The organism is Bifidobacterium myosotis, assembly GCF_002259745.1.
GTDB classification, from domain to species: domain Bacteria; phylum Actinomycetota; class Actinomycetes; order Actinomycetales; family Bifidobacteriaceae; genus Bifidobacterium; species Bifidobacterium myosotis.
In genome coordinates this window covers 1-25451 of sequence record NZ_MWWW01000010.1, presented here as the reverse complement: position 1 = coordinate 25451, position 25451 = coordinate 1, and the positions used below count along the sequence as shown (strand labels likewise).

The window sequence follows — 25451 nt, the reverse complement described above, 5'->3', positions numbered from 1 at the left end:
GCCCCGCCTGTAGAATGGCTAATCGGCTAACAACAGGGAGAGACGATTCATGGCTTTGACTTTGGCTTCCGCCGCCGCGCTGCTCAGGGAACACCATCTGCTGCGCGAAATCATCCAAGGGGACATGTGGACCGATGACGCCTCGCGCATCGACGCCGCCGACGTCCCGTTCGCGGCGATCACATATGACACCCGCAAGGTCGCCGAGGGCACGTTGCTGTGCTGCAAGGGCCGGTTCAAGGCCGAGTATCTGGACGGCATCGACGCCAAGGGCCTTCAGGCCTACATGGCCGAAACCGATTACTCCTCGGTGACCCGGGCCCCCGGTCTGATCGTCAACGACTCGCGCAAGGCCATGAGCCTGCTGTCCGCCGAATTCTACGGCCGGCCACAGGACGAGCTGACGCTCATCGGCATCACCGGCACCAAGGGCAAGACCACCACCGCCTACTTCACGCAGGCGATGCTGGGCGCGATCTCGGGAGGCAGGGCCGCGCTGTTCTCCTCGGTTGACAACTGCTTGGACGGTCGCACGTACGTGGAGTCCGACCTGACCACGCCCGAATCGATGGACGCCTTCCGCATGATGCGCGAGGCCGTGGATAACGGCATGCGGTATCTGGTCATGGAGGTCTCCTCTCAGGCGTACAAGGTGGACCGCGTCTACGGGCTCGACTTCGACGCGGCCGCCTTCCTCAACATCTCCCCCGACCACATCAGCCCGATCGAGCATCCGACGTTCGAGGACTACCTCTACTGCAAGCGTCAGCTCATCACCCATACGAGGTCGCTGGTGCTCGGCGCCGACTGCGCGCACGCCGATCTGCTACGCGAGGACGCCGCGCTGGCCGGCGTGCCGGTCGTCACGTTCGCGACGGATCAGTCCGCGCCCGAGGTCGCCACGGCCGACTTTCTGGCGACCGCCGACCCCGAGGCCCCGTCCCGTTACGTCTTCAGCGCGCACGGCAGGACGCTCGGCGCGTGCGGGCTCACGATGGAGGGCGAGTTCAACGCCGCCAACGCCGCCGCAGCCATCGCGCTGATCGACTCGGTCGGCGGCACGGTCGGCGAACCGGCGTTCGAGGCATTGGCGCAGGTGCGCATCTCCGGTCGCATGGAGCATTTCGAGGCCGGCAACATCGTGGCGTATGTGGACTACGCCCACAACTACGTGAGTTCGAAGACGCTGTCGGAATTCGTGCTGGACAAGTACCGCGGCCGCAATCCGCGCATCGTGGTCGTCACCGGATCGGTGGGCGACAAGGCCATCGACCGGCGCGAAGGCATCATCAGGGGCGTCGAACCGTACGCCGACCGCATCATCCTGACCTCGGAGGACACGGTCAAGGAGCGGATGATCGACATCCTCCACGAGATGCAGGGGTACGTGACCAATCCGCAGGTCTCCACCAGCATCGAGCTTGACCGAGCCAAGGCCATCGAGGACGCCGTCGCGGACGCCCGCGCCCATGCGGACCGGCTCACGGTGCTGCTCATCATCGGCAAGGGCGAGGAGCAGTGGATCAAGGTTGACGGCCGGCACGCCCCGTACGAGGGCGACGGGCACGTCATCCGGCGGCTGCTCGGCATCGGCGAGCCGGCCTCGCGCTGACGCACCGCCTCGCCGGCGTGCCCTTCGGCTGAAGGCCGACGGCTGCGGGTTGACGGCCGCGCCCAATAACTGAGAGATGACTGGCGGCGGCCGCGTATGGTCCCCGTCGGCGGTCGTGTCCGGAACGCCGCCGGCGCCCGGCACCCGAACACCGCTCACCCTGCGATTGCGAACACTTGGATTTCACGAACATAAAGGAACTGCAATGATCACGTTGGACAAAGTTGACGGACTGACGCTCGAGGCCGAGGCGGCGAAGGCAGGCATCACCCTGCCGATCGAGCAGACCAAGGTCTGGTCCGATTTCCAAGCGGACATCGACGGCCGCACCCCGTGGGGCGACTTCCTCATCAGGCGCGACGGCTCGGTCGTGGCCGTAATCTCGTTCACCGATTACGAGACCCACGGCTACCACTACCTGCGCTCGGTGCACGGCCCTGCATGGGCGGCCAAGCCCACCGAGGCCGAGGAGCGCGAGGTGATCGAGGCGATTGCCGCCATGGTCCGCCGCGCCGACGGCAAGGTGGCGTTCCTGCGCATCGACACATGGTTCGAGGCCGGCACGCACCCGGTGCTGTCCACCGTGCCGTACGACTTCACCGTGGTCATCGACGTGACCGGCGGCGACGAGGCGATTCTGGGCCGTATGAAGCGGCGTGGACGCCGTGACGTGCGCAAGTCGCTGCGCGAGTGCCCGGCCGAAGTGGCCGATGAGACCGCGCAGGCGCTCGACGACTTCTCCGAATACTACGATGTGATGGTCGAGACCGGCGAGCGCGACGGCTTCCGTCCGGCGCCGATGAGCGATTACTCCGATATGATCAAGGCGCTGGGCGCCGAGCACTGCCGTGTGTTCGCCGCGCGCATCGAAGGCCGCGTGGTGGCTTGGTCGATCGTGACGGTGAACGGCACGCGCGCCGTGCGCTATTACGCCGGCATGCGCAACGAGGTGATGCGTCTGCATGTGACCGACAAGCTGCTGTATTCCGAGTGCTGCATTCTCGGCGCCCAAGGCATCACCGACTACGATCTCATGGGCATCGGCTCCGATTTCGCACCGTCCCTGAAGGGTCTCAACGAGTTCAAGACCAAGTTCACCGAAGAGGTCACCCCGGTACCGCCCGCACGCGACGTACCGATCAAGAAGGCCTTCTACTGGGCGCTGACCACCGCCCAGTCCCTCCGCAAAGCCCTCCGCAAGTAAGAGTCCCACCGTGGCTCCAAAGAAGATCGCCAGTCACGCCCAACCATGGCTCCCCTCTCTGGAGGAAGCTGTCCATACAAATCAATTGACTGAATTCCACCTCTGGCTCCCCTCCCCGAGGGGAGCCACCCCATCATACAAATCAATCGACTGATTCCTACACCCGGCTCTTCTCACCGAGGGAAGCTGTCCGGTAATCTCGGTCGAATGATCCTGTTCATTCACTGGCTCCCCTCCCTGAGGGGAGCTGTCAGCGAAGCTGACTGAGGGGAGCCGAGAAGCTGACCGAAGAAGGCGCCGAACAACTGATCTCAATCCGTCGCAAAGCGCCAAGCCAACCCAGTCACTACTTCATTTTCTGGCTGATCACCGCAGTGACGCCATCGGCCCGCATCGTCACGCCATAGAGGGCGTCGGCGATGGCCATCGTGCGCTGCTGGTGGGTGATGATGATGAGCTGGGCGTGCTCGCGCAGCTCATTGAGCGCGTTGATGAGCCGGGTGAGGTTCACGTCGTCCAGTGCCGCCTCGACCTCGTCCATCACGTAGAACGGGCTCGGACGTGCGGTGAAGATCGCGAACAGCAGCGCCAGGGCGGTCAGCGAGCGTTCGCCGCCGGACAGCAGGCTCAGCTGCTTGACCCGCTTGCCGGCCGGGCTGGCCTCCACCAGTACGCCGGTGGTGAGCAGATCGTCCGGGTTCTCAAGCCGCAGCCGCCCTGTGCCGCCGGGGAACAACGTGGCGAACACCTGCTCGAACGCCGCCGCCGTGTCCTCGAAGGCGGACCGGAACACCTCAACCATCGTGGAATCGAGGTCTTTGATGAGGGTCATCAGATCATCGCGCGATTGAGCCACGTCGTTGCGTTGGTCGTTGAGGTAGCGGTTGCGCTCCTCAAGCGCGTCGAACTCCTCGGTGGCCAGCGGATTGACCTTGCCGAGCGCCGCCAGATCACGTTTGGCCTTTTCCAGTCGCTTCTTCTGCTCCGTGCGGTCATAGGGCACGGTCCGTATGCGCGGCGTGGGAGCCTGCGCTGATACGCCGGCCGAGGGAGCGCCATCGGCAGTGGTTTCGGCGGCGGACCCGTCCTCATCCAGAGGCATGGGCTCGCCGTTCTCGTCCAGCACGGGCACCGGCTGATCCGGACCATAATCGCGAACCAGCTCATCGAGGCCCAGTCCCAACTCGTCGGACACCTTCTGGGTGAGCTGACCGGCCTCCGTGGCCAATCGTTCGCGGTTGACATCCAGCGCATGCTCACGGCCGGTCAGATCGGTGACCTGCGGATCGATGGCGTCACGCCGGGCGCGCAAGGCCCTGAGTTCCTCGTCATGCCCGGATGCCTCGGCCTGCAACCGGTCGCGTTCCGACTCCACCGCCGCCAGCGAACGCCCCACCATATCCGCCACCGCCTGGGCATCGTCGCGTACCTGTCGCAGCCGATCGATTTCGGCGCGACGCCGCGCATTGAGCGCTTCGATGCGCGCCCGTCTCTCGCCTGCCTCCTTGGCGTTGTCACGCAGGAGTCCGGCCTGACGATGCAACGATTCGGCCTTGCGGTTCGCCTCGTTCCATGCGATCTTCGCCGTGACCTCACGGTCGCGCGCCTCGCCCAATTCCCGTTCCAGCGTATGCTCGCGCCCATCCAGTTCGTCGAAACCGGCATCGGCGTTCTCGCCGCCATGCGTCGCGTCGAGGGAGCGGGTCAGATCGTCGAGTTTGAGCCGATGCGCGTCGCCCTCCTCCTTCACGGAGGCGATACGCCCATCCAGCTGCTCGATCTGGCGTGCGATCGAAGAGACCCGCTGCGTGGCGGCTTCCAGTGATTTCGCCGTCTGCTGGGCCGTCAGCCGGGCTTCCGTGCGTTTGGCCGATTCCCGGTCCACCACACGCGCGGCTTCATCACATGCGGACATCGCATCGGTCACCTGCGAATCCAGCTCGGTCAGTTGCGAGGCTAGCCCTTTGACCTGTGTCAGAGCCTTGTCCCGGCGGGCGGCCAGCGACAGGTCCGACTGGGCGGCGGAGGCTCCGCCGACGGCGGCCACGCCCCTGCAGAACATCTCCCCATCCCGGGTCACGGCGCGGGAAGCCCTGCCGGAAGCGACGGCATCCTGTGCCTCCTCGGCGGTTTCCGCCGCAACCGTATCGGCCAGCAGCAGACGCACCGCCGCGACAATGGCTTCGGCCTGCGCCAAGTCCGACGCATCCTCGTTCGGTCCGATCAGCGAAGCCGCCGATGCCAAGGCCGGCGTATCCCCCACCGTTGAGGGTGAGGGTGGGACCGACTGATTCCCGTCATCAGATAGTGAATCATTCCGGACGGCATCGTGCTCGTCGCCCCGGCGTCCATCCCCTCGAACGGAAGGCCGAAGCGCCTCCTGCGCAACAGCATGGGGCGTGGGATGGGACGCGGGATAGGGCACCGGGCGAGACGTCAGCACCACGGCCCTGCCGAGCCGGTCCTCGCGGGCCCGTTGCAGCGCGTGCAGCATGTTGCCCGCCTCAGGCACCACAATCGCGCCGGCGAACTGGCCCAGCGCGTGAGCCACGGCTTCCTCCCAACCGTCGGCCACGCGGATGAAATCGGTCAGCCTGCCGAGCGCGGCGACGCCGGCGTCCCGTTCCAACGAACCGGTGGCGTTGCGGTTGTCCAACGTGTCGTTAAGGGCGTCGGCCTTGGCTTTGAGGGAGATGATGCGCGACTGTGTCTCCCGCTGGCGTTCGGTGAGCCCGTTGAGCGTGTCACGACATTCGGCGAGGCGGACGCGGGCGGCATCCAACGCCGCTCCCCCGTCGTCGTCGGGTGAATCGGTTTCCGATTGCAGCGTTTCGAGCTGTGCTCTGGCGTCGGCGAGCTGTCGTTCCAAACCCCCGCGCTGCGCGGCATGGTCGGCAATGCGGCTTTCGGCCAGCTGGACCGCCGATTCCTCGCGCGCGATGAGCTCGCGGAGCCGGGCGATCCGCTGGTCGCGTTCCTGCGCGGTCCGGCGCAGTTCGGTGAGCGTCTGGCGTACGGCGGCGAGCTGCTTCTCATGACCGGCGCGCTCCTCGGTGGCCTTGTCGAAGGCGAGACGCGCATCAGCGACGGACCTGTCCTGACGTTCGGCCTGTGCTTCCAGCTCTTCGGCGCGCGAGACCAGCAGTTCCGGATCCTCCCCGAAATTCGTCACCATCTGACCGGCAAGCGACCGTTCGCGCTCCTGCGCAAGCTGAGACAACGAATGCAGTCGTTCACGGATCTGGGAGAAATCATGCCACCGCTGGTTGGCCTGGGCGATGGCCGGGCTTGAGGCCGAGCTCATCGCCTCCACCTGCTCGATACGCACCTTGACCTGCGCCAGTTCCCGCTGCGCGGCGGACAGTTGCGCGCGAACCTCGGCGAGTTCCCGACGAACCGTCGTACGGCGTTCCATCGATTGCCGGGCATCGTCGGCGTACAGGCGAGCCTGGGCGTCACGGACGGAGACCTGGATCGCATCGGCCCGGCGGGAGATGCGCGCCTGTCTGCCGAGCGGGCCGAGCTGGCGGTGAATCTCGCGCAGGAGGTCGTCCAGCCTGTTCAGGTTCGCTTCCGTGTTCGCGAGTTTGCGCAACGCACGTTCCTTGCGCTTGCGATGCTTCAGGATGCCGGCGGCCTCCTCGATGAAGGCGCGGTGTCCCGACGGGTCGGCCCTGAGAATCGCGTCAAGACGCCCCTGCCCCACGATCACATGCATCTGCTGGCCGAGTCCGGTGTCCGAAAGCAGCTCCTGGATGTCAAGCAGACGGCATGCCGACCCGTTGATGGCGTATTCGGACCCGCCGTTACGGAAGATCGTGCGCGAGATGGTGACTTCGGTGTAATCGATATCCAAGGCGTGGTCGCTGTTGTCGATGGTCAGGCTCACCTGCGCACGCCCAAGGGGCGGACGGGAGGATGTGCCGGCGAAGATCACGTCCTCCATCGACGTGCCGCGCAGGTTTCTGGCACCCTGCTCACCCATCACCCAGGTCAGGGCGTCGACGATGTTCGACTTGCCCGACCCGTTGGGTCCCACGACCGCGGTGATGCCGGGCTCGAAGCGCAACGTGGTGGCGGAGGCGAAGGATTTGAAGCCTCTGAGGGTGAGTTCCTTGAGATACATGACGTCAGACCGTTTCCGCTATCCGAGTGGGCCGAGCGTGCCGGTGAGCATACCGGTGAGCCTGCCAACACGTATGCCGGTGGCCGGGCGTACGGCAGCGATTCCGGATGTACGCCCGGTTGCGATCATGCCGCGTACGCCGGGCGAGTCCGGCGACAAGGGCAAGCCGACGATTCCGTTCCCGTTGCACATGGAATCACGCCGCTTCGTTCGCGGCGGTGCCGTCCGACGACTCGGCGCGATTGTCCGTGCCATGTGCCCCATTCGTGTTGGTAGCACCGGTCGTGTTCGTTTCGCCGGCCGCGTCGGCCTCACCGGACTCACCGGACAGCTCGGCAGCATCGGTCGAATCGGTCGAATCGCCAGCGGCATCCGTATCGTCCCCGGCGTCCATACCATGCTGATGGCCCAAGCCGAGCACGTCGAATACATCGAAATCATCGGGCCCGATCTGATCGTCGAGCGTATCAGCGTCGTCCGGCTCGTCGTCGGCATGCTCTCCACCGATACCCCCGTCGTCATCCGGCTCGACGGAGGGCTGATGGATGGCCATGGCCTGCCGCATCGTGGGGCTGGCATGCTCCTCGAGCATGGCACGCGCGTCGCCTGCGGTCACGAAGCTGCCGCAGATGAGCACACCGTGACCGTAGCCCACGCCGAGCTCGTCCTCCGCGTCCACCATGTTGACGGCGGTCTGGATGGCGTCCGGCAGGTTCGGTTCCTTGACCACACGCTCGCGACCGAACACCTCGACGGCGATCTTCTCGAGGTCATCGGCCGGCATCACACGGTCGCGCCACGAATTCTCGGTGACCACCACGGAGCTCAGGATCGGCTCGAGCACGCCCAGATACTCCTCGACCTGCTTGTCCTTCATCATGGCCACCACGCCGACGAGCTGCTTGAAGTCGTAGTTCTCCTCGATGGCCCTGCGCAAGGCCTCGGCGGCGTTCACGTTGTGGCCGCCGTCCAGGATGATGGTGGGCGAGGTGCGGATCTGCTCGATGCGGCCGGGAATCCTGACCGAGCTCAGCGCCTCGGCCACCAAATCGCCGTCCAACGGACCGTTGATCGGCAGGACCACTTCGGCGGCGGCGAGCGCGGCGAGCGCGTTATGCGCCTGATGCTCGCCGAACTTGGCGATCGGCACGCCCTCGTACGTGCCGCCCGGGGTGTTGAGCGTCGCCACCTGACCGCCCACGGCGGGCATGCGGTCCGTCACGCTCATCTCGTAGCCGTCGCGCACCAGCGTGGCGTGGTTGCGGACCGCGGACTCCTCGATGATCGGCATCACGGCCTCCTCGTGCGGCTGCGGGCCGATGATGGCGGTGCAGCCGGGCTTGATGATGCCGACCTTCTCACCGGCGATCTGCTCGACCGTGTCGCCCAGCCACTGCATGTGATCCATATCCACCGGACCGATGATGGCGGCGTCGGCGTCCAGCACGTTGGTGGCGTCCCACCGGCCGCCCATGCCGACCTCCACGATGGCCACGTCCACCGGGGCGTCCGCGAACTTCCAGATGGCCATGGCGGTGAGCACCTCGAAGAAGCTCATCTTGGGCTTGCCCTGCTCGGCCATCTTGGCATCGACGAGGGCCACGAGGTCCTTCGTCTGGTCCCAGATGTCGATGAAATCGTCGTCCGACAGTTGCTGGCCGTCGATGCAGATGCGCTCGTTGACCTTTTCGAGATGCGGCGAGGTGTACAGGCCGGTGCGCAACCCGTAGGCGCGGCAGATCGCCTCGGCCATGCGGGCGGTGGAGCCCTTGCCGTTGGTGCCGGTGATGTGGATTACACGGAACGATTGTTCGGGATGCCCCAGCAGGTCGAGCATGAGGTTCATGCGGTCCAGATCGAGATTGGTGGTGTTGTGCTCAGGCGGACGGCTCATGATATCCAGTTCGACATCGCGAATCGTCTCGTTGTTCCTGTTCGGATGCTCGAATGACATGCGCTTATCTCCCTCCGTGGCCGGCGGTGTCGTCCGCGGCCCTACGCTTCGACTCAAACTTCCACTAGTCTAGCCATCGGGGTGCCGCGCCGCCCGGTTCCGCCCCGCCGATGCCGCGCAGGGCGAAACCACGGCATTCGCGGCCCGCAGAAGCGCAGGGCTCCCTTCCAACGGGAACCTGCCGCCAGCACCCGACGCATCCTCGTGTCGGCCGCGTCCCATCGGACGGCATAATCGTGTCATCGCACCCGATTCGACGGCATACTCCCGCCTCCGCACACTCCCTGTCCGGTTGCATTCCCCATCCCTCAGAGGCCACTTCAAAAAGCATCCCGCAGAGGCCGTCCCAAGACAACCGCCTCACGACAACCGCCCCACGACAACCACCACACACAGGCACCCACAAAGGAAACCGTCCGCAGAGCGCTACCCCACGGAGACGGGTTCGTCCGGATAATGGATGACGACGCTGCCGCGCGGCTTGTTGATGGCGTAGACGATGGTCATCGGGCCGATGCGTCCGAAGAACATCACGGCGCCGAGGATGACCATGGTCGCCGGGTTGTCCTCATCGGCGACGCCTACCGTGTATCCGCCGAGGCTGAACGCCGAACACGTCTCGAACAGGGCGTCGGTGAGCGAACGGCCGGTCACCTGCATCAACGCCATCGAGGCGACGAACACCACGATTGCGCAGGCCATCGTCATGCTGATGGCGGAGCGCACGATGCGCCCCGGAATGCGTTTGCGGAAGGCGGTCACCTCGTCGCGGCCCTGGAAGGTGGCGAGCATCGTGAGCACCAGCACGGCGAATGTGGTCACATGGATGCCGCCTGCGGTCGACGAGCTGCCGCCCCCGATGAACATCGACACGCTCATGTACAGCTTCGTCTCGTCGCTCACCCACGGCACCCAGGACAGATCGAATCCCGAGGAACGCGGCATCACCGCCGACGACAACGCTCCCCGAAGGCGCGTCGAGGCGTCCGCGTTGGCGAACAGCGCAGGATTGTTCCACTCATCCGCGAGGAACCAGATCAGCGAGACGGCCACCAGGACGAACGTGGCGGACAGGGTGAGCTTGGTGTGCAGGCTCCATCGCCGCGGCGACAGGCGACGGGTGATCGTCCGGCTCATCTCATGCAGCACCGGGAACCCCAGCGTGCCGAGGAACGCACTGACCATGACCGGCAGTCCCACGGACCAGTTGTTGACGTACAGTCCCGAGGCGTCGGGCGTGAACCCGGTGTTGTTGAACGAGGACACCGCGTAGAACAACGCCTCCCATGCGGCGATGCCCCAATGGTGCCCGTTGAGCCGCAGCAGTCCGGGATACAGGGCGACGAACGTGATCGCCTCCATGAGGAAGGTCGTGGCGAACACCATTGCCAGCACGCCCTTGACCTCGCCGAGCTTGGTGACGCCCACCTCCCGCGCGGTCAGCAGCTGTTGGGAGATGTTCATGCGCCGGTTCATGAACAGCGTGATGAGCGCCGCGAACGTCATCACGCCCAGACCGCCGAGCTGAACGCCCACGAGGATGATCGCCTGACCGAACACCGTCCAATGCGTGGCCGTGTTCTCCACCGGTATGCCGCAGGTGGATAGGGCCGACAACGCGGTGAACAGCGCGACTATCGGCGAGGTGGACCCCGGTTCGCGCGAGGCCGCCGGGATGAGCAGCAGCAGGGCGATGATCACGGTCAGCGACAGGAAGTACGCGATGGTGAGCAGCCCGGGATGGCCGAGCAGCCGTTCCGCCCACGGCAGTTGCGCCCCCGATTGCGATTTCGGCGATATGAGCGGCTTGCGTAATCTGTATGGTTTCGGCGATGTACGCCCGTTTCGTATTGCCCCCACGCCGCCTATCCTAATCACCGCCATTGCCGTCGCCCAAACCCGTCCCGCGCCCGGCGGCCGACGGACCGCTTACGGACTACTATGAGAGCGGTAACAATCCGTTCCGTTTCCGGCTCGGCGGCATCAGCCAGACAGCATCGGCCAGACGGCATCAGCACTATGAAGGAGCATTGATGGGTGAAGTCATCACGGCGAAGGACAAGGAGTACGAGGCCGAGGAGCGCTCGCAGGCACCAGGCAGCGACCAGGCCATGAGCGACCGCGTGAACAACCGTTCGCTGCGTCCCCGTTCGGAGGCGTTCAAGGAGTTCATGAAGACCGGTTGGGCGAACAACGAGCCGGCCATCGAACCGCTGGAATCCTCCAAGTTCACGCCGGCACGTCTCGCGGCGCTCGGCAAGGCCTTCCCCGGCGAGCGTCTGGTGATTCCGGCCGGCCAGCCGAAGGTGCGCAACAACGATTGCGATTACATGTTCCGCCCGGATTCCGCTTTCGCGTACTACACCGGTCTGGGCATGGACTACGAGGCGGGTGCCGTGCTGGTGCTCAACCCGGTGGACCCGGATTCGCCCGAGGCCAAGGCCGGCCAGACCCATACGCCGGAGCTGTTCGTGGCCCCGCGCGCCGACAACTCCACCAGCGACTTCTTCCTGAACCCGCACTACGGCGAATACTGGGTGGGCCCGCGCGCCGGTCTCAAGGAGATGACCGCCATGACCGGCATCGAGACACATGACATCGCCCAGCTGGCGGACGCACTGAGCAAGGACGTGGGCTCCGAGGCGGGTGCCGTTCGCGTGCGTGTGATGCGCGAGACCGACCCGCAGATCACCTCGCTGGTCGAGTCCATCCGCGAGGCGAACGGCGCCACCGACCCGGACAGGAACTCCGCGAACGACGACAAGCTGCACGAGTTCGCCTCGGAAGCACGCATGGTCAAGGATTCGTATGAAATCAACGAGATCCGCAAGGCGGTGGCCGCCACCAAGGACGGCTTCGACCGTATTCTCACCCGTCTTCCCGAAGTGATGGACAAGCCTCGTTCCGAGCGCATGCTCGAGGGCGCGTTCAACTCCAACGCCCGCGAGGAAGGCAACGGACTGGGCTACGACACAATCATCGCCTCCGGCGCGCATGCCCCGATCCTGCACTGGATGCGCAACACCGGCGTGGTGCGCAAGGGCGACATGCTGCTCATCGACGCCGGCGTGGAGGTGGACAGCCTGTACACGGCGGACATCACCCGCACCTTCCCGGTTGGCGGCAAGTTCACCGACTTGCAGAAGCGCCTGTACCAGGCCGTGCTGGACTCCCAGCAGGCCGGCTTCGAGGCCGCAAAGCCGGGTGCCACCTACTCCGATATCCATCATGCCTGCATGCGCGTGATCGCCGAGCGCCTGCACGAGTGGGGCCTGCTGCCGGTGGGCGTGGAGGAGTCGCTCTCCCCCGAAGGCCAGCAGCACCGTCGTTGGCTCGCCTGCGGCGTGGCGCATCACCTCGGTCTCGACGTGCACGATTGCGCGCAGGCCCGGTACGAGTCGTATCAGGGAGCGAAGATTACGCCCGGCATGGTCTTCACCATCGAGCCCGGACTGTACTTCGCCGAGAACGACCTGTTGCTGCCGCCGGAATACCGCGGCATCGGCATCCGTATCGAGGACGACGTGCTCATGACCGAGCATGGCCCCGAATGGATCTCCGCCGGCATCCCGAAGCAGATTCCGGATGTCGAGGCCTGGATGGCCGACCGCGCCGCCAAGTGACTGGCCGAACAACGAGTGAACAATACCAACACCCGAATTAGTACTCAAACTACGAGAAAAGATCGGCCAAGCTGAGCCGTCACACGTACAGTCCAGCGGACTGTACGTAGGCGAAGTGAGCGACTGCGCAGGCAGTCGCGAAGGATCATGGCCGAACAAGGAGTAACCATGCCAACACCCGAATTCGTACTTGAACTACGCAAGAAAATCGGCCAAGCTGAGCCGTCACACGTACAGTCCAGCGGACTGTACGTAGGCGAAGTGAGCGACTGCGCAGGCAGTCGCGAAGGATCATGGCCGAACAAGGAGTAACCATGCCAACACCCGAATTCGTACTTGAACTACGCAAGAAAATCGGCCATGATCTCCTGTGGCTCAACGGCGTGACGGGCTGCGTGCTCGACGAGCAGGGTCGTATCCTGCTCGGCCGCCGTTCGGACACCGGCGAATGGGCCATGGTCTACGGCATCAACGAGCCGGGCGAGCAGCCCGCCGACACGGTGGTGCGCGAAATCAAGGAGGAGACGGGCGTGGACGCCATCGTCACCGATCTGGTGGCCGTCACCTCCTCGGACAAGGTCATCACCTACGCCAACGGCGACAACACCATGTACATGGATCATTCGTTCCTGTGCGCGCTGAAGCCGGGCGGCAACAGCGAACCGTTCGTCGGCGACGAGGAAAGTCTCAACGTCGGATGGTTCGACACGAATGCGCTGCCCGAACCGCTTGCTGCGAGCACCGTCGAACGGCTGGCGCTGTTCCGCCGGTATCTCGAGAACAAGCGGCGCGGCGACGCCCACGCCCTGTTCCAGTTCGACGGCGTGCAGTACTGATCATCGAATCGGGGCGTTCCAACAGAAGTGAGCCCGTATACCGGCTCGTGTCACACGACACCGGTATACGGGCTCACTCTGGCTTTGTCTGGCCTCGCGCAACGAAGCAACATCGATGCATACGAATCCGTATCATTCGATCAATAGTTGACAACGCCGATTGTAAACATTGATTACATTATCGAAAAACCGCTATTTTCCTAGCGATTTCCCCTTACAATCTCCAGCTTATCGTCTATAATGAAAACAACGTTGATAAAAAGAGGTCAACGATGACGGACGATGCGGCTGCCCGCCTGCAATGATGCCGAAAAGAGATGGGGATGATGTCCAGTTTTGACAAGACGACCACGGCCGGAGCGGCCAAGGCCAGCCCCTCGGATATCAGGCGGACCAATCGATCGTTGATTTTCAAGTTGCTCTTCCCTTCGCAACATCGTTCGCGCGCCGATTTGGGCCGTCTCACCGGTCTTTCCCGTGTCGCCGTCTCCGACGTGGTCTCCGACATGCTCGACGAGGGGTTGGTGAGCGAGATCGGCTACGCGGCCAATCCCACCGGCAAAGGCAAGCGGGGCGCACTGCTCGGCATCGACACCTCGCGGCTCAAGATCATCAGCATCGACCTGTCCCAAAGCCAGCTCATTCAGGGCGCGGTCACCGATTTGCTCGGCGTACCGCAGGAGTGCATGGAAATCGCACTGGGACCGGACAACCATGTCGAAGCCGACGCCATCGTCCAGCTGGTGGATCAGCTGCGCACCGATTTGGACGTCAACGACGTGCTCGGCATAGGCATCGTCGTTGCCGGCGTGGTGCAGGGCGGCATGGTGACGGAGTCCACGATGCTCGGCTGGCATGACGTGAACCTCGGCGCCCTGATCGAACGCCAATTCAACGTTCCCGTGGTCATCGTCAACGACGCCATCGCGGCGATGCTGACCGAACGGTTCTTCGGTCAGGCGGGACACGACTTCATCTTCACCACGTTCGGCCAAGGCGTCGGCACGGCCACGCTCATCCATGACACGCCCATTGTCGGCGACCACCACGCCGCCGGCGAGATAGGGCACATCTCCATCGACCTCGACGGTCCGGAATGCCCGTGCGGCAAGCGCGGATGCCTGGAGACGATGATCTCCGTCAACGCGTTGCGCGAGCGGATGCGCCATCAGGACGCGCGCGGACGCGCGAACGTCATCCGCGGGGCAGGTTCCCTGTTCGCCTCCGCGATGGCGATGCCGGTCGGGTTGCTGGATATCGCGGACGTGTGCGTGGCCGGCCCGCCGGACATCATCAACAACACGTTCCTCGAGGCCGCCCAGCAGCGGTTCGACGCGGTCACCGGATCGACGTTCCACGTACGCACCGTCATCCGTCGCTGTCAGGTGGGCGGCAACCTCACGTTGCGCGGCGGAGCGATTTCGGTCATCCACAGCTATATCAATGGATGATGTACCAATAGGAAATACGCCGTCTACAGTGATTCCCTCCCGGCGCCCGTGAACAAAGCTTTGGCGTGATGACGACATCGTCAGACAGATGCCGTCATCACGCCAAAGCGATAACAGGTCAAATCACTAAAGCGTCAGATCACTAAGGCGGCGCCGAGCGCGCCGATGGGCTGGTCCATGGGGGCCAGACGCAGACGGTCCGCCACATGCAATCCCTGGAGGAACGGGCATTCCCTTTCGCGACGGTACAGCTCCTCGCTCATCACCTCGATGAGCGGTTCGCCGGTCTTCGCCATGCCGCCGCCGATGATGATCACGCGGGGATCGACCGTCTGCGCCACAATCTGCAATGCATCGCCCATCGCGTGCGACACGATGCCGAGCACACGCACCGCATCGGCCCGGCCTGCGTGCGCCTGTGCGATGAGGTCGGGCATGGCAGGGCCGTCCACGGGCCACAGACGTTGCACGGAGGCACCCGAGCAGACGGTTTCCAGACATCCGCGTTGGCCGCACGGGCAGTCGAATCGGTTGGGATCGAGCGGAATGTGCCCGATTTCGCCGGCGGCGCCGCTGAAACCGTGTTGCAGCACACCATCCACGATGATGCCGGCCGCAAGCCCGGTACCGAAATTCACCATCACGACGGCGCCCGTCCCCTTGGCGCCGGGAACCAGCTGGGCCGCACCCAGCGCCGCCGCGTTGACGTCGTTCTCCACACGGACGGGAACACCGCCCAGACGCGCGCTCACTTCGGGCCCCAATGCAAGCGTATCGATGTCGAGGTTGACCACATGGGACACTGTCCCCGCCGTCGAATCCACCTGCCCGGGTGTGCCGATGCCCACACCGGCGAGCCGGTCGACGGACTCCCCCGCGACGGTGCGTACCAGACCGACCACATCCTCGACGACGTTGTCGCCACCGCGTCGGGCCGGCACTCGGTGCGATGCCCTGATCGCCGTGCCGCCATCCACGAGGACCGCCTCGATTTTGGTGCCGCCGACGTCCACGCCGACGCGGTACCGCCCGCTCTCCCCCACTGGTTCAGTCACGATGCCTGTCATAGCGCCTCCTCGCCTTTCCTCTGACTCTCTCGTCAGCATCCCGTCCCGCCCGCCATCCGGCCTCCGGTGGCACGGATCACCATTGATACGGACGATACGAATCCCTGATCCACTCCTTTGCGAGCCGGAACCGAAAAAGAACCGGCCCGCATATGAGGCCGGCCCGCGGAGAGGAGTAGTGACCGCGGGCCGGACGTATATAAGTGACACGCGAATGCGATCCTCAGGATTCGTACGCATCAGGGAATGCGCGCGAATCCCTCATAATCACAGTTCACGCCATGCGATGCCGCTGGGCTCCAGATCGAAGTCCTCGGTGGAGCCTCCCTCCACCGTCACGGTCGTATGCTGCGGCTGGTCGGTGTTGTTGACCACGCAGTACAGGCCCTGCTCGGGGAAGTGGGCGACCTCGCACTCCGGGTTGCTGGAGCTGAAGGCCGCGTAACGGTCCTCGTTGTGGGAGGCGTAGAACAGGATGCGTTCGAGGAGCCTCGCGTTGGCCGCGGAATACGGCAGACCGGACACGTACACGCCGCGACCCTTGCCGTACTCGTTGACCGCGAGCTGCACCTGACCGCCGTCGGCGCGCAGCAACGTGACGTCCTCGTTGATCGGGAACGTGTTCGCGATCGGCTCGCCGAAGTCGATGCCGCCGAGCGGTGCCTTGCCCTGGCCGCCGCCGCAGCCGGATAGCGGGATGCGGTAGCCGGACTGCTCCCAGGCCTCACGGGCCGCAGCGTCCACAGGCACGTCCTCGGTGATGAAGTGGTCCGGCGTGACCGGCGGGAAGTACTTGTCCACCGACAGCGTCTGGAAACGCTCCTCGTCCACGCCGAGCACGTCGGCGAGCTGGAAGAACCGTCCCTGGAACCACTGGGAGCTTGGCTCGCCGACACCCACGAGGGCGCCGCCGCCGCGCACCCACGCACGCAGCGTCTCGGCCAGACGCGGGTCCTTGGCCCACACGTCGCCGCCCGAATAGGCGGTGTCCACAGGGCCTCCGGTGATGACCACGTCCACATCCGGGTCCACGCCGTGTTCAAGCACGTCGTCGAAGCTGATGAACCGCACATTCACGCGCATGCCGGACAGCGCCTCGAGAATGCCGTAATACGAGTAGGTCTGCTTGTTGGGCAGGGCGTGTGCCACCGTGTAGGCCATCCAGGAGCGCATCCTGCCCCAGGAGTTGAGGATCGCCACGTTGAGCTCACCCTCGGCGGCCACTCCCCCGGTGCGTTCATGAATGTCGCGGAACTCGTCGGCGATATGCGTCACGGCGTCCACGAACTTGGGGAACTTGGCCGCCAGCGACAGGTAGCCACCGTAGCCCATGCGGGCGATCGGGCTGCGCAGGATGGCACGGCGGGCCTTGCGCCAGTTGTCCCACGCCTCGATGCTCGGGTCGTTGCCCTCGTAGAAGGTGTCCGGGAAGAAGTACGGCAGGAAGCGTCCCTCGGTGTATTTGACGCCCTTGATGTCCGCGATCATGCGGGTGGTGGTGCCGTCGCCAATCGAGCCGACCACCGCGTCCAGACCCAGATCACCGAAGCCGTCCTTGTAGGGCTCGGTGCCGATCCACTGGTCGCCGAGGAACATCATCGCCTCCTTGCCGGCGGCGTGGGACATGTCCGCAAGCTGCTTGACGTTGCGGCGCACGAAGCCCGAAAGGAAGTCGATCCAGTCACGCTGCGCCTTGCGCGGCACGCGCCATGCGGAGTTGTAGCACCCGCCGTCCACGAAGTCCTCGGGGCGCAGACGGTAGCCGTATTCCTTCTCGAAGTCATCGAGAGCGGCCGGCGAGACCGTGCACGAGCAGCCGAACCAGTCCACGATCTTCTCGCGGTGCTTCTGGTCGAACAGCAGGGTGAACTGGTAGAAGAACGTCGTGAAGCGCACCACATCAGTGGTGGGGTTGTCCTTGAGCCACTGCTCGAACGTGTCGAACACGAACTTGCGGGTGGCCGGATGGTAGATGTCGAACGGGATCTCGTGTTCCTTGTCGCCCCAGTCGTTGGTCAAATGGTTGTACATCTCCACCGGATCCCAGATGATGTAGGCAAGGAACGAGACCGTGTATTCGTGCATCGGCGTCGCACCGGTGACCGTGACGGAGTGCGAGGCGGCGTCCACCGTCCAGTTCGCCGGGTCCACGATCGCGCCGGTGGTGCGGTCGATGACCTCCCAGTACCGGGCCGGATCGGCGTCGTAGTTCGGTGTCAGCTGCTCCTCGTAGAACGTGGCCATCAGGTCGATGGATACCGTGTCGGACTCCGCCAGCACACGCTGGGTGAGGAGGTACACCTGCGGTGTCTCGTCCATGTGCAGCGTGATCCACTCGTTGTGCGCACGAGTCGGGAAGTAGGCGCTGTAGATCTTCTTGCCAAGGGCGAGCACCGCCTCATCAAGGTGCGTGCCGTCCGAGTTGCGAATGGCGTCGGCACCCCACAGCGCGGCCAACTCTTTGGTCTTCTCGGCGAAGTTCTCCTCGCTTGGAAGCGTGAAACGTCCAGTGGTGGTCATGTAGGTGTTCTCCTTTGTACAGCTTCGGAAATTTGTGGCTCCCTGTTGCCGGGAGCCACGATGACATATCAGGACCGTTCATCCGCGATTACGGGCCTTTTCGGTGCGCGCTTCGCCGGTTATTGGCTTGCTCAGGCTGAGAGCAGCCGGAAGCCCCACCGAGCTTCCTTGATGCGGCTCGCCTCCGGCCCCTGCAAGAACGGACCGGCCTCCGGCCGGACTCAATCCGACCTTCGCTCGCCTACCGGCTCGCTCAGGCTGAGCCTACGGACAGTCCACCGGACTGTCCGCTTAACGTCTCAGCCCTTGACCGCACCGGCGGCCAGACCGGCCTGCCAGTAGCGCTGGAGGCCGAGGAACAGGATGATCACGGGCAGGACGCCGAGCAGGGCACCCATCATCAGGGCGCCACGGTCGGTGAACGTGGCCAGCGAGACCATGCCATACAGGCCGAGCGTGACGGGCTTCAACGTGTCGGAGGACACCATCATCAACGGCAGCAGGAAGTTGTTCCACGTAGCCACGAACAGGAACAGGAAGATCGTGACCATGGCGGGGGCCAGAATCCTCAGCACGATGGTGAAGAAGATCCTCGCCTCGCTCGCACCGTCGATACGGGCCGCCTCAAGCAGCTCATTGGGCACAGAGGTCTGCGCGTAGACGCGGCCCAGGAAGAAGCCGAACGGCGAGACGCAGCACGGGATGATGATCGCGAGCATCGTGTTGGTCAGGTGCACGGCGTGGAAGATGGAGTACTGCGGGATGGTCAGCAGCGCGGCGGGCATGAGCATGCAGCCCATGATCACGCCGATGGCGATGTTCTTGCCGCGGAAGTTGAACTTCGCGGTGGCGTAACCGGCCATGACGGCCACGAGGGTGCCGATCAGGGCGGAGACGCCCGAGTAGATCAGCGAGTTCAACACCCAGCGCCAGAACTGGCCACGGGTCCAGCCCAGCAGCGTCGAGTAGTTCTTGGCGATGGCGCCCGGCAGGTCAGCCAGCCCCACGGCGAACCACAGGCCGTTGCCGCTGGTCATCTGGCTCGGCGTCTTGGTCGAGGCGATGATGGCCCAGTAGATCGGGAACAGGAAGTAGATCAGGGCCAGCACGAGCACGACGATCGTGACTGTCTTGACCAGCGCGGACGGCTGCATCGAACGAGGCAGGTCGTTGGCGTGCTTGTCGCGGATCTTGTCGGCCTTCTTGCGGGCGCGCGCTGCGGCGCGTGCTTCCTTATCGGTTGCTTCTACGGCGCTCATTCCGCATTCACCTTCCTTTCAACCAACGTGTACACCACGGCGAGCACGCCTGCGATCAGCGCCATGACGATGGCCACCGCGGAGGCGGGTCCGTCGCCACCCGGCGTCAACGTGCCCTGCGAGGTGTTGAGGGCCATCATCATAGGCGTGTACGACTTGGAGATGCTCGGGTCGGAGATGGCCATGACCTGAGGCTCGTTGAACAGCTGGATGGTGCCGACGATGGACAGCAGCATGGCAAGCAGGGCGGCGGCGCGCACGTTCGGCAGCTTGATCCTTATGGCGATCTGGAAGCCGTTGGCGCCGTCGATGCGGGCGGCCTCGTACAAATCATGCGGGATGGCCTGCAACGCGGCCAGGAAGATGAGCATGTTGTAGCCGGTGAACGTCCAGGTGGTGATGTTGGCCATGGAACCCAGCACGATATTGTCGGCGAAGAAGTCAACCTTGATGCCGATCGCCGCGAGCATCTTGACCAGCGGCGAAATCTGGCCGTTGTACAGGAAGACCCAGATGATGGATGCCACCACGCCGGGGATGGCGTACGGCAGGAAGTAGCCCAGTCGGAATGCGGTGATGTGCTTGACGATGTAGGAGTCGATGAGCATGGCCAGAACCAGCGCGCCGATGATCATGACCGGCACCTGAACCAAGGTGTAAAGCACGACCCTGCCGACACCGGCCCAGAAGTTGGCGGATGTGACCACGTACTGGAAGTTCTGGAGGCCGACGAACTTGTTGACCAGCTCGCCGCCGCCGTAGGCGCCGCCGCCGACAGTCACTTGGCGGAAGAAGCTGGAATAGATGGCCCAGATGATGGGCAGGATGAAGACCAGGGCGAACAGGATGCCGAAAGGTGCCATGAAGGCCCAGCCGGTGCGGTTCTCACGCTTGGCGGCATCCGACCGCTTCGGCTTTGCGGCACGCTTGGCGACCCCCGTCTTCGCCGATTGCGTTGTTGCAGTCATAACAGACCTGTCTTTCGGAAGAACAGAACAGAATAGCGGATGGATGGACGGCCCCGATCCGGATGGGCCGTCCTGCATAAAGAAAGGCCGGAGCACTGCACTCCGGCCTTTCGGTAATGGAAACGATCAGCCGTTTCCCCGGCCAGGGACCGGGGTCCTAATCGTTAGTTGGCGACGGACAGGTTGAGGTTCTTGAGCGTATCCACGGATGTGGTCTGCGCCTCGGAGAAGACGTCCGCGACCTTGCCGGAGCCATCGGAGGCCTTGGCTGCGGTCTCGTTCATCTTGGCCACGACGGCGGAGAAGCCAGGCATGTAGGTGAGCTCGCCCATGTTGGCGTTGGCGTCCTTGAACTCCTTCATGATGTCCTGCTTGCTGAAGAAGTCGGACCAATCGGACGGGGTCTTGGCGTCCTCGGTGGTGGCGGCCGGAACCAGACCCTGGGAGACGAGGTCAGGCACCTGGGTGTTGAACCAGTCGAGGAACTCCATGGCTTCCTTCGGATGCTTCGAGCTCTTCAGCACGGCCACGGCGGAGCCACCGTCGGGGCCGGACTTGCCGGCGTTGCCGAACCAGTCGCCAAGCTGGGCGACCTGCCATTCACCGGCGCCGGTGCCACCGGAGGAGGTGATGAACAGCGGGGCCTCCCAAGCGGCGGCCACGGTGCCGATCAGCTGGCCATTCTTGATGGAAGCGTCGAAGGACGGATCCCAACGCGGGTTGGTGGTCACGGCCTTGGCGTCGAGCAGCTGCTGGTAGAAGTCGGCCACGGCCTTGGAGCCATCGGTCTCGGTGTTGACGACCCAGGCGTCGTTCTTGACCTGGTACCAACCGCCGGAGGCGCCGGCCAGACCGGAAAGCATGTTGCCGGCCTCATCGGGCTGGTAGGACATGATGTACTTGCCAGCCGCGGCGGCCTTCTTGGCGGCTTCGATGAAGTCGGCCTCCGTCTGCGGGACCTCGGTGATGCCGAGCTTATCGAACTCGGCCTTGTTGTAGAAGTAGACCAACGGGCCGGTGTCCTGCGGCAGGCCGTAGGTCTTGCCACCCACCTGAGCCAGGCTGTACGGACCGGCGGCGTAGTGGTCCTTGTACTGGTCGGCGTACTGGGTGACGTCCTGCAGCATGCCCTTGGTGTAGACCTCGGGCAGCTCGGCGTAACCGACCTGGGCGAGATCCGGGGCCTCGCCGGACTTGACGTCCGTCTCAAGCTTCTTGATCATTTCGGAGGCCTTGCCGTCGAACTTGGTCGCAGTGACCTGAATGTTCGGGTGCTCCTTGTTCCACTTGGCCACGATGTCCTTGACCAGGGTCATGCCCTCGGAATCCGGCAGACGGTGCATGTAGGTGATGTTCACCACACCGCCGTTGTCGGAGGATGTGTCCGTGCCAGCCGTGTCATTGTTCGTGGAACCGCAACCGGCGAGTCCCATAGACAGAGCGGCCACCGCGGCCAGACCGGCCATCAGTCGCTTATTGACTACCATGTTCCTACTCCTCTTTGAGCTTGGTTCGTTGCCTTTCTGCACGGCAACTACGTTTAGGTTACGGCGAGCAATCGTTAATGTCAACTAACTTTGCATTAACCGCGTGTCCTCGTGCCAAATTTTCCGTGTAAACGGTGACATTTCGCTTAAATCTGCGAAATTGACTTATTTGTCAACATTCTTAACATCTAACGGTAATACAAGCGAAACATATGGTGCACCGCTGTATCAATGGCCCGATGCCACCAACGACGCGCCGACGACCAAACGCGGCTTTCGCCGGCCCGCGGCACTCCGCCGACACACCTTGCATGCCCGCAGTCCGGCCTTTTAGGCCCCTGCGCCAACCACATGCCCCCGCGCACAACGGACCGAGGTTTCGCACGGCGGCCGGCCTCGAGACGGCGCCCACACTCCCCTGCGCAGCAAGTCGCGCGAGGGGGTACACACCCCCCACACAGCGAGTCGATGGACCATCACGACACCCACACCCGCCGACACGCAAGGTACATCCCGTACAGCGAGTCAATGGATATCAACGAATATGAAATACGGCCCATGCACGCCGTCACCCCCCCCCCTCATACCCCCGCGCGCGACACGCCGGACCGATTCCTTGATTGCGTTAATTCGTTAACCGCGTTAATATCTTAACCAAGTTTAGATTCAATGATGAGTGCGAACCACTCGCGACGACGCACGGCAAGGAGGGCAGTGACATGACCATGGCAAACGACGCCACACCAGTCGCATCCCGAGCCAGCGTCTCCGAATCGAACCGTTCCCGCATCCTTCAGCACCTGTACCACAACGGCATCAGCTCCAGGGCCCAGATCGCCAAGGCGCTGGACCTCACCCCCGCCGCCATCACCAAGATCACCGCCCGCCTCATCGAGGCCGGCGTCATCGAGGAGACCGGCGATATCGAGGGTTCCAAGAACCGCCGTTCCATCGGCCTTAAACTCGACACCACCCGCTTCCACATCATCGGCATCAAGTTCGCGCGCTCCCTGGTCCAGATCGGCGTGTTCGACCTATGCGGCAATGCGCTCGGCCTTGAGAATCTGCCCACCGTCTACGACGACACCATCGACGACACCGTCGCCATCATCCACCGGCGCGTGTCCGAGCTGCTGGCCGACGACCCGTCCATCGTCGCCGTCGGCATGGCCGTCCCCGGCCCCTATCTGCGCAACGAGGGCCGCACCGCCGTGGTCTCCGGCATGCAGGGATGGCGCAAGATCAACTTCATCGACGAGTTCTCCTCCGCCTTCCGCGTGCCCGTGTTCATCGAGCAGGACGCCCGGTCCGGCGCACTGGCCCACTACCTGTTCGATCCGGCGGTGCACACCGAGGAGAATCTCGCCTACTACCTCATCGGCGAAGGCGTGGGACTGGGCGTCATCGAGAACGGCCGTCTCATCAACGGATTCCTCGGCGCGGCCACCGAAATCGGACACATCTCCATCGACGTCAACGGGCGCCCGTGCGACTGCGGCAACGTGGGCTGCCTCGAACGCTACTGCTCCACCCCCGCCATCCACGACATGCTCATCGATGACGGCGACGTGGTCCGGGGCGCCGCGGACATGACCCACGCCGATGCCGCGCGAGCCCTGTTCGTCAAGGCCCGCGAAGGCGACGAACGCGCACGCGACACGGTGCGCCGGATCGGCCGCTACGTGGGCTACGGATGCCTCACCATCTTCAACGGATTCAATCCCCGCAACATCATCATCGGCGACATCGTGGCCGAAGCCGGCCCGCTGCTGCTCGACGAGGTGCGTCGCACGGTGGACGAACGATCCATCCCCGAAATCAACGACACGACCTCCATCACGCTGTCCACACTGTCCGCGGATGCGGCGGTCTCCGGCGCCGCGGCCGTGGCGGTCACCCAATTCCTGGAACGCCCGTCGATGTTCTTCGACGTCTCGTAGTCCACGGAACCGCGCGGTCATCGCCGCAACAACCAAAATTTCCCCAGTTTTCCCTTCGGAAGAACAACAACAACCAAACAAGGAAAGGAACCAACCATGTCTAACCCGATCGTCCTGAGCCTCGGCGAACTGCTGTGGGATATGCTACCGGGAGGCAAGCGCGCCGGCGGCGCACCCGTCAACTTCGCCTACCACGCGATGAAGAACGGTGCCGAGGGCTGGGCCATCAGCGCGGTCGGCGAGGATGAGCTCGGCGACGAACTGGTCGCCAAGGCCGACGAAGCCGGTATCAACACCGTCATCCAGCGCAACGCCTGGCCGACCTCCACCGTCGAGGTGTCCCTGAAGAACGGCATCCCGGAGTACACCATCGTCAAGGGCGTGGCCTGGGATCACATCCTGTACACCCGTCAGCTCATCGACGTGGTCTCCAAGGCCGACGCCGTGTGCTACGGCACTCTGGCCCTGCGCTCCCCCGAAACGCACGCCACCATCACCGAGCTGCTCAAGCACACCAAGCCGGGCGCGATGAAGTTCTTCGACATCAACCTGCGCGGCGACCACTACTCCAAGGAACTCATCGAGGAGCTGCTCGGCTACGCCACCGTCTTCAAGATCAATGACGAGGAGCTGCTCCTGCTGCGCGACATGTTCGACATCCGCGGCACCTCCGGCGAGGACGCCTCCCGCTGGTTCCTGGACGAGTTCAACCTCGACTACGTGATCCTGACCGCCGGTTCCGCCTACTCCACCATCATCTCCCGCAAGGGCGAGTCCTCCACACTGGACACCCCGCACGTCGAGGTCGTGGACACCGTGGGTGCCGGCGACTCCTTCTCCGGCACCTTCACCGCCCGCACGCTGCTGGGCGACTCGCTTGCCGACGCGCACCGCAAGGCCGTCAACACCGCCGCCTTCGTGTGCACCCAGGCCGGCGCCTGGCCGGAGTACCCGGCCGAGATGCCCGACTACCTCGCCGAAGCTGGCAAGTAGTCGCTCCCCCTCCGTGTGGTCGCCAGACCGCACGCCCCTTCCTTTCCTCCCGTTCTGGGGCTGGCTCACACCGGGGCAATGACGCTCCGGTCTCTTCACCGTTTACGGCAATCCCGGCGTGAGCCATGCTCCGGGCACGGACCGTTCCACGCGGATCGCTTCGTATGGAACACCTTCATAATTAAATGCTGATCAACACTGATCGAGCGATAATCCATCCAACATTCATTGCCTCATTGCAGTAAGAAAAAGGAGGCTTGTGCTGTTTTCGTGGGTTAGGTTGTGGGCTTTGGTAGTCGGATGTCGAGGCCGCCGCATCGGAGCATGATCAGGGCGATGAGGTTGTCCACGTGGTGGAAGCCGTAGGCCATGCGGATGGTGACCTTGATCCTGTTGTTGAACGCCTCGAGT

At 64.0% G+C, this 25451-nt stretch carries 15 protein-coding genes and 1 pseudogene; 7 read left to right on the top strand and 9 right to left on the bottom strand.

Features of this window, described 5'->3' with window-relative positions; all coding sequences use genetic code 11:
* The first annotated feature begins 49 nt into the window (after positions 1-49).
* Positions 50-1612 (top strand): UDP-N-acetylmuramoyl-L-alanyl-D-glutamate--2,6-diaminopimelate ligase, encoded by a 1563-nt coding sequence (locus BMYO_RS05245; RefSeq protein ID WP_094667469.1) that lies wholly within the window; start codon positions 50-52, stop codon positions 1610-1612.
* A 205-nt stretch (positions 1613-1817) separates the two neighbouring features.
* The gene (locus BMYO_RS05240; RefSeq protein WP_094667468.1) at positions 1818-2816 is read left to right on the top strand and encodes a lipid II:glycine glycyltransferase FemX; all 999 of its coding nucleotides are present in this window, start codon (positions 1818-1820) and stop codon (positions 2814-2816) included.
* Positions 2817-3162: 346 nt separating this feature from the next.
* Here the strand turns inward: BMYO_RS05240 and BMYO_RS05235 are convergent, their stop codons facing one another.
* The 3 genes and pseudogenes from BMYO_RS05235 to BMYO_RS05225 form a co-directional block, all read right to left on the bottom strand.
* Positions 3163-6942, bottom strand: a complete 3780-nt coding sequence (locus tag BMYO_RS05235; protein ID WP_094667467.1) for an AAA family ATPase — start codon at positions 6940-6942, stop codon at positions 3163-3165.
* 334 nt (positions 6943-7276) lie between these two features.
* Positions 7277-8896, bottom strand: a pseudogene (locus BMYO_RS05230) (bifunctional folylpolyglutamate synthase/dihydrofolate synthase); the annotation flags it as partial.
* A gap of 426 nt (positions 8897-9322) precedes the next feature.
* Positions 9323-10756 (bottom strand): TrkH family potassium uptake protein, encoded by a 1434-nt coding sequence (locus BMYO_RS05225; RefSeq protein WP_233428162.1) that lies wholly within the window; start codon positions 10754-10756, stop codon positions 9323-9325.
* 173 nt (positions 10757-10929) lie between these two features.
* Here BMYO_RS05225 and BMYO_RS05220 point away from each other — a divergent pair, with 173 nt between their 5' ends.
* The 3 genes from BMYO_RS05220 (at position 10930) to BMYO_RS05210 (ending at position 14806) form a co-directional block, all read left to right on the top strand.
* The gene (locus BMYO_RS05220; protein WP_094667464.1) at positions 10930-12519 is read left to right on the top strand and encodes an aminopeptidase P family protein; all 1590 of its coding nucleotides are present in this window, start codon (positions 10930-10932) and stop codon (positions 12517-12519) included.
* Between the two features lie 314 nt (positions 12520-12833).
* Entirely contained in the window at positions 12834-13355 is a 522-nt protein-coding gene (locus tag BMYO_RS05215) for an NUDIX hydrolase (protein WP_094667463.1), read from the top strand.
* A 323-nt stretch (positions 13356-13678) separates the two neighbouring features.
* Positions 13679-14806 carry an ROK family transcriptional regulator gene (locus BMYO_RS05210; RefSeq protein WP_169834057.1) on the top strand — a complete coding sequence of 376 codons (1128 nt, stop codon included), beginning with the start codon at positions 13679-13681 and terminating at the stop codon, positions 14804-14806.
* A 134-nt stretch (positions 14807-14940) separates the two neighbouring features.
* On the opposite strand, the gene BMYO_RS05205 is transcribed toward BMYO_RS05210, so the two are convergent.
* The 5 genes from BMYO_RS05205 to BMYO_RS05185 form a co-directional block, all read right to left on the bottom strand.
* Positions 14941-15873, bottom strand: coding sequence for an ROK family protein (locus BMYO_RS05205; RefSeq protein ID WP_094667462.1), 933 nt, complete (start codon positions 15871-15873; stop codon positions 14941-14943).
* A gap of 267 nt (positions 15874-16140) precedes the next feature.
* The gene (gene gnpA / locus BMYO_RS05200) at positions 16141-18393 is read right to left on the bottom strand and encodes a 1,3-beta-galactosyl-N-acetylhexosamine phosphorylase (RefSeq protein WP_094667461.1); all 2253 of its coding nucleotides are present in this window, start codon (positions 18391-18393) and stop codon (positions 16141-16143) included.
* A 299-nt stretch (positions 18394-18692) separates the two neighbouring features.
* Positions 18693-19652: a carbohydrate ABC transporter permease gene (locus tag BMYO_RS05195; protein ID WP_094667460.1), complete on the bottom strand. Its 960-nt coding sequence runs from the start codon at positions 19650-19652 to the stop codon at positions 18693-18695.
* Complete coding sequence (locus BMYO_RS05190) at positions 19649-20620, bottom strand: carbohydrate ABC transporter permease (protein ID WP_094667459.1); 972 nt, start codon at positions 20618-20620, stop codon at positions 19649-19651. The genes BMYO_RS05195 and BMYO_RS05190 overlap by 4 nt, the downstream gene beginning before the upstream one ends.
* A 164-nt stretch (positions 20621-20784) precedes the next feature.
* Complete coding sequence (locus tag BMYO_RS05185) at positions 20785-22107, bottom strand: ABC transporter substrate-binding protein (protein ID WP_094667458.1); 1323 nt, start codon at positions 22105-22107, stop codon at positions 20785-20787.
* A 725-nt stretch (positions 22108-22832) separates the two neighbouring features.
* On the opposite strand from BMYO_RS05185, the gene BMYO_RS05180 reads away from it, so the two are divergent.
* Positions 22833-24047: an ROK family transcriptional regulator gene (locus tag BMYO_RS05180; protein ID WP_094667499.1), complete on the top strand. Its 1215-nt coding sequence runs from the start codon at positions 22833-22835 to the stop codon at positions 24045-24047.
* Positions 24048-24143: 96 nt separating this feature from the next.
* Positions 24144-25040 carry a carbohydrate kinase family protein gene (locus tag BMYO_RS05175; protein WP_094667457.1) on the top strand — a complete coding sequence of 299 codons (897 nt, stop codon included), beginning with the start codon at positions 24144-24146 and terminating at the stop codon, positions 25038-25040.
* Positions 25041-25315: 275 nt separating this feature from the next.
* Here the strand turns inward: BMYO_RS05175 and BMYO_RS05170 are convergent, their stop codons facing one another.
* Positions 25316-25411, bottom strand: a complete 96-nt coding sequence (locus BMYO_RS05170) for a hypothetical protein (RefSeq protein ID WP_233428165.1) — start codon at positions 25409-25411, stop codon at positions 25316-25318.
* Positions 25412-25451 lie beyond the last annotated feature (40 nt).